Here is a 2,061-nt window from a genome sequence, read left to right as displayed (position 1 = left end):
AGCCTCTATTGACGGTATTTAACAGTATGCCTATTTATGCGCACAGATAAACAAATAAAAATAGCAGTAAATTATTTATCTATGCTGATCAATATAATTCATAACACCAATAGTCATGAGACAATCACCTTTAGCGCTATGTGCATCTTTAATTTCTACCCCTGATTCATTTGCGGCATCAATTAATTTAACCCAACGAGGATAACCTTTAAACGCTTTAAATTCACGCATAATACAACGAGAACTACCGTCTAAAACGGATACAAATTCAATAAGAGCAGCAATCATTTCGGGAAGATGTTGTTTTTCTTCTTTTGAAAATGTTTTATCTGATTTTCTTAATAAATTTTTCTCAGCTATAGATAAAGATTGGATAATCATCTTTGTGTCGAATGAAATATTATACCCTACCAGCGTAAAATCATTATCTGGGAAGTTCTCTCTAACATATTGTAATATTTGCATAATAGCGTGAACTATTGTGGGGACATTTTCTTTTTGAACCATTTCATTCGTAATATTATGAATAGCAATTGCTTCTCGAGGAATCTTACCGAATGGACGAATTAAAGAATCAAAAATCTCTTGCCCATCATTATCTAACATTGATAATTGTACAACCTCAGATTTAGAATCTAAACCAGAAGTTTCTGTATCAAGGATTAAGAAATTTGGTTTCTGTTTTGTATCATGCTCTTGACGTTCATTTTGAGCACCTTCTTGAGAATTATTATTTTTTTTATACAAAAAAAACACAACTGCAAAAACTAAAACAAGCAATATAAAACTATCCATCGTTTTAATCCTCTAAATTCCATTATGGCTTCTGATAATATACATATTAGTATTAATACATTATTGTATATTTAACAAAAACATAGAGTAAACATTACATTCAAAATAATAATGGTAATTGTGAGGATAAATATATTTTAGATGTAAATGTATTAAAGAAATTCATTAAAATTAGCAAAATAGACAACACCCACCTGATGTAATCAAAATACCCGTCAAATAGTCTCTAGAAACGATTTTAAGACCACAAATACCTATCACTCGGCTCGTAGTATGACTTTTCGCTAAAAACAGCTCTATTTAACAGTATGCATCTTATCCGCACTGCGAGATCACCCTTCATCTTAAACTGATGTTATAAAACTCGTTTTAAGATGTTTAGGGTGCCGATAACCACCGTAAATCAGTGTTGATTGTTTGTTGTTAATGTTACGAATTGAAGCTAAAAGCGATTAGACCTTATATCAAGCTGACAGAACTAGAATACGGACTTTCCTTACCAGAGATAATGCTGGCCAGCTAAATTTTTCAAGATTACACCGCCTCGGCCATCACACAACAACATCGCGGTGGTTAACGGCATTCATCAATCATTGCTCTCGGATCATTTATACCCAACCCACGAAAACTCCTGATAACTCATATCCTCCCATAGCGACCAATTGCCTTGCTGTTCCTCGTCCCTTGCTCCTAAACCCCTTATCTTTTATATTGTTCCTGTTTGGTAATAATCTTTTGTTATTTGCGTGTATTGCTTTGTTTTTGGTAATTGTTAATATAACCCCATCGAAACGCAGACAGCGTTCAGCAATAACAATAAACAAAAGGTTTACCGACTCATGAAAACAGTTATTAAAGCAATTATCGCGACCGCTATTATCGCTACTTCTTACACTGCTTCTGCACGTGATGGCGCTTTCACAGGTAACGTTAACCTCAACAATCAAGCGAATAATAGTGTGGTTGCAAGCCACTATGCAGTAAACGGTACAGCTGATAAATCACATTCAGGCATTGTGATTACTAACAAAAACAGCCACATGAGCTTTAATGAAAAACTATTATCAGCCGCTGATAAGTAAAATTTGTCAGTAGAACACATCACACTTTACGTACAATTTAATTATTACCTATAAGTAAAAGTGTTTTTGTTTTATCTCTATTGTTACCAAAATGGCGAGGTGTAGAATGGCTGCGTCGACACAAATAATAACCACTAAGTTCGATATGGCACATTACATCACCACCTATTGATAACGCGACATT

At 34.0% G+C, this 2,061-nt stretch carries 2 protein-coding genes; one reads left to right on the top strand and one right to left on the bottom strand.

The window, feature by feature from the left end; all coding sequences use genetic code 11:
• Positions 1-75: 75 nt before the first annotated feature.
• Entirely contained in the window at positions 76-795 is a 720-nt protein-coding gene (locus tag BTO21_RS10050; protein ID WP_045032881.1) for a 3'-5' exonuclease, read from the bottom strand.
• Between the two features lie 839 nt (positions 796-1,634).
• Here BTO21_RS10050 and BTO21_RS10045 point away from each other — a divergent pair.
• Complete coding sequence (locus tag BTO21_RS10045) at positions 1,635-1,877, top strand: hypothetical protein (protein WP_045032924.1); 243 nt, start codon at positions 1,635-1,637, stop codon at positions 1,875-1,877.
• The last annotated feature ends 184 nt before the right edge of the window (positions 1,878-2,061 follow it).

It is taken from the genome of Photobacterium phosphoreum, from assembly GCF_002954725.1.
In the GTDB taxonomy this organism is placed as follows: domain Bacteria; phylum Pseudomonadota; class Gammaproteobacteria; order Enterobacterales; family Vibrionaceae; genus Photobacterium; species Photobacterium phosphoreum.
Note: the sequence above shows the minus strand (reverse complement) of the source record. Positions and strands in the feature narration are given on the sequence as shown.